Source organism: Thermoanaerobacter sp. CM-CNRG TB177, assembly GCF_018588165.1.
Lineage (GTDB): Bacteria > Bacillota > Thermoanaerobacteria > Thermoanaerobacterales > Thermoanaerobacteraceae > Thermoanaerobacter > Thermoanaerobacter thermocopriae.
In genome coordinates, this window is sequence record NZ_JAFCAC010000037.1 from 1 (window position 1) to 6,294 (window position 6,294).

Genomic DNA, 6,294 nt, shown 5'->3' on the forward strand with positions numbered 1-6,294 from the left:
GCGCTACTTTTTTATGAGATGTTTTTTATCCACCCCAACATTTATTATAGAACCTTAATAAAAAATTAAAACTTTTATATCTTTGTCAAAAACTAATATTGGAAGGATTTTTCTAATATTCCTAAACATCAAAAACAAAATTTTTTGTAGTTGTACATTAAAATACGATATTCTCTCATACTTTCAATGTTTACAAAAATATATAATCTCTTATAATACGACTGGAAGTAAGCGACAAGCTAATTTAAATAATTTCTCCTTAAAAAATAAATTCGATCTTCTTTTAAAAAAGATTCTCGGTAATGAAATATACTGGATAATAAACTAAAACGATAGTGGAAACTATTTTTATTAAATTCACTTTTGATAACAAAAGTCATAATAGTGAAGGTATTGGCGATGGTATTGGGAGTATATTTACCATATGTGATGCTTTATACGATTCAGAATCTAATAGTACAATAGTTATTGATGAACCTGAATTATCCCTGCATCCAGCCTACCAAAAAGACTAATGAATGTGTTTAAGGAATTTTCCACTTTTAACTATTTAAACAACATTCTCCTTTTTGCTATTACAGTTGCCCTTCTCGTCAAAAAGATGTTGATATAAAATCCTTTCATTAGTACTATTTCGCTTAAAAACATCTATGTTTTTAAAGTATAGTATTTAATCCAAAAAGCCAACTTGAAAGAGAAATAAGAAATGGAGTATCGGTTATATTTTTTACTGCGTCATACGCATCGACAATATTATTACAAACGAGGGGTAAATCCAAAATAATACAAGAAAGACTTGGCCACCAAAATTTCAAATGGTGCGCCCGAGAGGACTCGAACCTCCGGCACGCAGTTTAGGAAACTGCTGCTCTATCCTGCTGAGCTACGGGCGCTTAAAAACTTATTACAGAAGTATTTTATCAGACAATTATAAAGCTGTCAAGGCCAAATAACTAAAAAGGGGACCAAGCTTTCGCTTAGACCCCTTTTTAATTACATCATATCCATTCCTGCACCGGGATTAGGTGTTGTATTCTTCTCTGGTATATCTACCACTACTGCTTCTGTTGTAAGTATCATTGAAGCAATTGATGCAGCATTTTGTAAAGCTGTCCTTGTAACCTTTGTTGGGTCTACGATACCTGCTTTGAACATGTCTGTAAACTCTTCCTTGTAAGCATCATATCCGAAGTGAGGATCTTTAGCAGCCTTTATTTTTTCTATTATTACAGAACCATCAACACCAGCATTTGCTGCAATTTGCCTTACAGGTTCTTCTAATGCCCTTAAAACTATTTTAGCACCTGTCTTGAAATCGCCATCTAAAGAGTCAACTACTTTTTGCACATCTTCTATTACATTTAAAAGTGCAATTCCGCCACCGGGTACTATACCTTCTTCTACTGCTGCTTTTGTAGCCGCCAATGCGTCTTCAATTCTGTGTTTCTTTTCTTTAAGCTCTGTTTCAGTCGCAGCACCAGCTTGAATAACAGCTACGCCACCTGCTAATTTTGCCAATCTTTCTTGTAATTTTTCTCTATCATAATCAGAGGTAGTTTCTTCAATCTGAGCTTTAATTTGATTTACTCTCTTCTTAATTTCTGCAGCATCGCCTGCTCCGCCTACAATTGTGGTATTCTCTTTTGTAACTTTCACTTGTCTTGCACGGCCAAGCATATCTAATCTCACATCTTTTAAGTCGTAACCTAATTCTTCTGAAATTACTTGACCACCTGTGAGTATTGCTATATCTTGTAACATTTCTTTTCTTCTGTCGCCAAAGCCAGGAGCTTTTACTGCAACACAAGTAAATGTACCTCTCAATTTGTTGACAACTAATGTTGCCAAAGCTTCTCCTTCTACATCATCAGCTATAATAAGGAGTTTTTTACCCTGTTGTACTATTTGTTCCAAAAGTGGCAACAAGTCTTGGACATTTGAAAGTTTTTTGTCTGTTATGAGTATAACAGGCTCCTCTAATACTGCTTCCATTTTTTCAGCATCAGTTACCATGTATGGAGAAATATATCCTCTATCAAATTGCATTCCTTCAACAACCTCAAGGGTTGTACCTAAAGTCTTTGATTCTTCAACAGTTATAACTCCATCTTTACCTACTTTGTCCATTGCTTCGGCAATGAGATTGCCTATCTCTTCATCAGCAGCAGATATAGAAGCAACGTGAGCAATTGATTCTTTATTATCAATAGGTTTGGATATCCTCTTTAACCCCTCAACTGCAGCATCTACAGCCTTCGCAATACCTCTTCTTAAAAGCATTGGGTTAGCTCCTGCAGCAAGGTTTTTGAGTCCCTCGCGAACCATAGCCTGAGCTAGAAGCGTTGCAGTGGTTGTACCGTCTCCTGCAACATCGTTAGTTTTTGTAGCCACTTCTTTCAAAAGCTGCGCACCTTGATTTTCAAATGGATCTTCTAATTCAATTTCTCTTGCAATGGTAACACCATCATTTGTAACCGTAGGTGAACCATATTTTTTGTCCAATACTACATTACGCCCTCTTGGACCCAATGTAACTTTTACAGTATCTGCAACTGCATTAACTCCTCTTTCTAATGCTCTGCGGGCTTCTTCTCCATATTTGATCTGTTTTGCCATTTTCAACTACCTCCTTATTCTATAATTGCTAAAATATCACTTTCTCTTAAAAGTAGATATTCTTCCCCATCCAACTTAACTTCTGTCCCGGCATACTTGGAGAAGATCACTCTATCGCCAACTTTCACTTCTAACTCTACCTTTTTGCCGTCTATGTATTGCCCTGTTCCTACTGCAACTACTTCACCTTGTTGTGGTTTCTCTTTTGCAGTACCTGGCAAAATAACTCCACCTTTTGTAACTTCTTCTGCCTGAATTACTTTGACTACAACTCTGTCTCCAAGTGGTTTTAATCTCATATACCTTATCCCTCCTCCTTTATTTATTAGCACTCAACTTATGTGAGTGCTAATCCCAATCTCTATATTAATTTAAGTAATTAAACATATCAAACTTTATTATAGCCTATTTTAGGCCATATAGTCGTATTATTTATGATTTTACCCAAATATTTTAATTTTATGCCATTATTTATTGATTTAAATTGTGTTTCTATAATTTGTATTTTTAAATAAAAAATATAGGGAAAATTTATTCCCCTTTTTCTAAGTCACTTTTTTCTTTATTAGACAAATTAACCAAACCCTGTTGCTTCAGATAATTTATCATATTATACATGTATTGCTGTTGTTCTTTTGTAAGCATAGATTTTAAATTGTTTATAGCTGCTAATTGCTGTTCAGACATACCTTGAGGGAGTAAATTTTCTTCCTTATTTGGCAATTCCTGTTCCATTTCTTCCTCATCTTTTTCTCCCTCTTTTAGGTCAACTTCTATTTCTTTTATTTCTTCGCTTTTTTCTTCTTCCTCCTCTGTTATTTCTTCATAAAAATCTCTGGTTGCTTGTTGAGATTGTTTTTTCTCCTCTTTCATACTGTTCATAATTCCTTCTGCTTTGTTTAATACCTCTAATAATTTTATATTCTTTGCAATTTTATCAGTTTCCTCTATTTTTTCTTCTGGTATTATAGGCCGTATAGCTTCATAAATATCTACTATTTTATCAAAAAAGTTATCTTTATCCTCTTCTTTTGTGTATTTTTCTAGTCTTTGTTGCAAGTTCTTTAATGCTTCGTGGAATTTTAAAAACTTATCTATTATAATTTGCTTGTCTTCTGCAATATAAGGTTTTATTGCTTTTAAAATCCCTATTTTGTCTACCTGAGTTTTGTCCATTGCCTCAATTTCTTCTTGGGAAAGATTCATTAAATCTTTTTGTATCTCAATTATCTCTGCTATTTTAGAAAAAATATCTACATAATATTGATCTCTTTTGCATAAATAGGGCTTTACGCTTTCTACAAAATTTTTACTTTTTGTTACTATTTCATACACATTAATTGTCGACTTTTTATCTTCTTGTGGTAGTAAGAACTTACCATTATCATCAGAACCTGAGGAAGGTACAGTCTCATTTTTCTCTCTTTCTACACCCATCATTTGAAATCTCACAAAAGCTACTATTAAAAGTTCTATAGCCAGTATTTTTAATAAAATCTCTCTTTGCAAAACAAATTCCCCCTATTTTTAATCTCTTACTAAATATATGAAAGGGGCTAGTCTATTATTATTAGATTTCCCGTAATTTTAAAGATTTGCGTTACTAAAATTAATACCTGTTAATAACCAAAAAAGATTCTTTGCTTTTTTTCGCGGTTTTTCTTCCTGTAAAATTACAAGTATTAAAAAGAAAAACAGTAGACTTTCAAGCTCAAATCTTACATCCAGCAGCAAAGTTAAAATTACAAAAAAGAACAACAGAGTATCTCCAGAAAAAGACATATATTATCACTCCACACATATCAAATTTATCAAATAAAAATGGCTCTATCGCAGGATAGAGCCATTCAAAATTACTTGAGTTCATTGAAGAACCAATCAAAACCGCCGTCCATTATTATTACAAGGAGTATAAAGAAGAACAACAATGTCTCTAAAGACCATACATTAAGCTGGCTTCCACCAAGCGCTAATACAAGTATCAAGAAGAAAAACAGCAAATTGCTTTGCCCAAAAACTGAACTTGTTCCTGCCATATTGATCCCCCTTTAAACAATTTTCAATACCTAATCAAGCTTTTGGTTCTTCAACAATAATCCCTGGGACAAACAACAAGATCAATAGTATGATGATTATAATCCAAAACCATCCACATCCATATCCTGCTCCACTTTTATCTACTGGCATAAATAATTTTCCTCCTTTCAAGTCTCATCCTTTTCTATGTGGGTCTTTAAAGACCTACTACATAATATGATATAACTTCATACGGTGACACTTTTTAAATTTCCACTAACAAATTTTTATATTTCACATATTGTGTTAATAGCATGAAAGGAGGTACGCTAATGAATCTTATTCCAATGTTTGCTTTTTCTAAAATAGCAAAGGAAATTTATGTATCAAATAAAATCGATAAAAGGCTTTTAAAAAAAGCATTATATTTAAGAAGTGAATGTGTTCCTGTAATTTTGTATTCCCATTTATCTTATGACATTTTAAAAGAAAAAATCGAAAAAATGGGAGGAAGTATAAAATTTGAACTACCAATCATAAAAGCCTGGTCAGTAAATTTACCTTGTGATAAATTGAAAAATTTCGCTACATTAAAAGGAATTCATTTTATAGCAGAAGACTCAACTGTTAAGCTGCAGCTTTATATTGCCACTCAAGAAATCGCCTCTCGAAATGCGAACGATTTAGGCTACTCCGGTAAGGGAGTGACAATTGCCTTTTTAGATACCGGAATATATCCTCACCCTGATTTTACCAAACCAAAAAACCGCATAGTAGCATTTCACGATGTAGTAAATGGAAAAAAGCAACCCTATGATGACAATGGTCACGGCACTCATGTAGCTGGTGATGCAACGGGGAATGGATATGCTTCTGGCGGCAAGTACAAAGGCGTAGCTCCAGAAGCCAATATAGTAGCAGTAAAAGTATTAGATGCTTATGGCAGGGGCTTATCCTCTGACATATTAGCAGGAATGCAATGGATTTTAGATAATAAAGACAAATACAATATACGAGTAGTTTCTCTCTCAATAGGTGAAACTCCTTCTCTTCCTGCTTTTTTAGACCCTTTGGTGAGAGGAGTAGATACTCTTTGGAGAAATGGATTAGTAGTAACTGTTGCAGCCGGAAACTCAGGTCCTAATTACAACACAATAACTTCCCCTGGCACCAGTAAAAATGCCATAACTGTAGGAGCAGTAGATGACAAAAGAACCTCCGACATAAGTGATGACGAAATAGCTCAATTTTCTGGAAGAGGTTCGCCTTATCTATACAAACCAGACATAGTAGCACCAGGTGTAAAAATAGTCTCTACTGCTTCAGAAAATGTACCTTTTGGTGCAGATGAAGTTACGATAAATAAAGCATATAGAACAGCAACAGGGACTTCTATGGCGACTCCAATGGCAGCAGGAGCAGCAGCTCTACTCCTTGAAAAAAATCCTAATTTGACTAATGTACAAATAAAAAATATTTTAAAATCGACAGCAATAAAAATTGACGATGCAGGTCTATGGACACAAGGCAGTGGAATGATAAATATAGAAGAGGCATTAAAAAAAGTATGAGGGGGTTAACCCCTCGTTTCAGTTTGTTCACAAAGCTAAAAATATTCAAAGGAGATATTTTGCATCGTCACTCCGATGTTCCAAAGCGACA

The 6,294-nt window shown here is 34.2% G+C and carries 7 protein-coding genes and 1 tRNA gene; 2 read left to right on the forward strand and 6 right to left on the reverse strand.

Annotation, left to right across the window (positions count from 1 at the left end; genetic code table 11):
• The first annotated feature begins 335 nt into the window (after positions 1 to 335).
• Complete coding sequence (locus tag I4N53_RS12620; protein WP_161629566.1) at positions 336 to 515, forward strand: AAA family ATPase; 180 nt, start codon at positions 336 to 338, stop codon at positions 513 to 515.
• A gap of 301 nt (positions 516 to 816) precedes the next feature.
• Here the strand turns inward: I4N53_RS12620 and I4N53_RS01990 are convergent.
• The 6 genes from I4N53_RS01990 to I4N53_RS02015 form a co-directional block, all read right to left on the reverse strand.
• Positions 817 to 893 (reverse strand) — tRNA-Arg (locus I4N53_RS01990).
• A gap of 100 nt (positions 894 to 993) precedes the next feature.
• Complete coding sequence (gene groL / locus I4N53_RS01995) at positions 994 to 2,616, reverse strand: chaperonin GroEL (protein ID WP_012994686.1); 1,623 nt, start codon at positions 2,614 to 2,616, stop codon at positions 994 to 996.
• A gap of 14 nt (positions 2,617 to 2,630) precedes the next feature.
• A complete protein-coding gene (gene groES, locus I4N53_RS02000; protein WP_003866817.1) occupies positions 2,631 to 2,915 on the reverse strand; it encodes a co-chaperone GroES in 285 nt (94 codons plus the stop codon).
• A gap of 232 nt (positions 2,916 to 3,147) precedes the next feature.
• Positions 3,148 to 4,125 (reverse strand): hypothetical protein, encoded by a 978-nt coding sequence (locus tag I4N53_RS02005; RefSeq protein ID WP_028992687.1) that lies wholly within the window; start codon positions 4,123 to 4,125, stop codon positions 3,148 to 3,150.
• A 78-nt stretch (positions 4,126 to 4,203) separates the two neighbouring features.
• Positions 4,204 to 4,398: a hypothetical protein gene (locus I4N53_RS02010; RefSeq protein ID WP_214495466.1), complete on the reverse strand. Its 195-nt coding sequence runs from the start codon at positions 4,396 to 4,398 to the stop codon at positions 4,204 to 4,206.
• 71 nt (positions 4,399 to 4,469) lie between these two features.
• Entirely contained in the window at positions 4,470 to 4,652 is a 183-nt protein-coding gene (locus tag I4N53_RS02015; protein WP_009051719.1) for a hypothetical protein, read from the reverse strand.
• 312 nt (positions 4,653 to 4,964) lie between these two features.
• Between I4N53_RS02015 and I4N53_RS02020 the strand changes: the two genes are divergently transcribed.
• Positions 4,965 to 6,203 (forward strand): S8 family peptidase, encoded by a 1,239-nt coding sequence (locus I4N53_RS02020; protein ID WP_214495467.1) that lies wholly within the window; start codon positions 4,965 to 4,967, stop codon positions 6,201 to 6,203.
• Positions 6,204 to 6,294: the final 91 nt, after the last annotated feature.

Bases quoted from the DNA above. Each gene is read 5' to 3' on its own strand.
- I4N53_RS02015 (WP_009051719.1), bottom strand. From the start codon at position 4,652: ATGGCAGGAACAAGTTCAGTTTTTGGGCAAAGCAATTTGCTGTTTTTC.
- I4N53_RS02010 (WP_214495466.1), bottom strand. From the start codon at position 4,398: ATGTCTTTTTCTGGAGATACTCTGTTGTTCTTTTTTGTAATTTTAACT.
- I4N53_RS02020 (WP_214495467.1), top strand. From the start codon at position 4,965: ATGAATCTTATTCCAATGTTTGCTTTTTCTAAAATAGCAAAGGAAATT.
- groES (WP_003866817.1), bottom strand. From the start codon at position 2,915: ATGAGATTAAAACCACTTGGAGACAGAGTTGTAGTCAAAGTAATTCAG.
- groL (WP_012994686.1), bottom strand. From the start codon at position 2,616: ATGGCAAAACAGATCAAATATGGAGAAGAAGCCCGCAGAGCATTAGAA.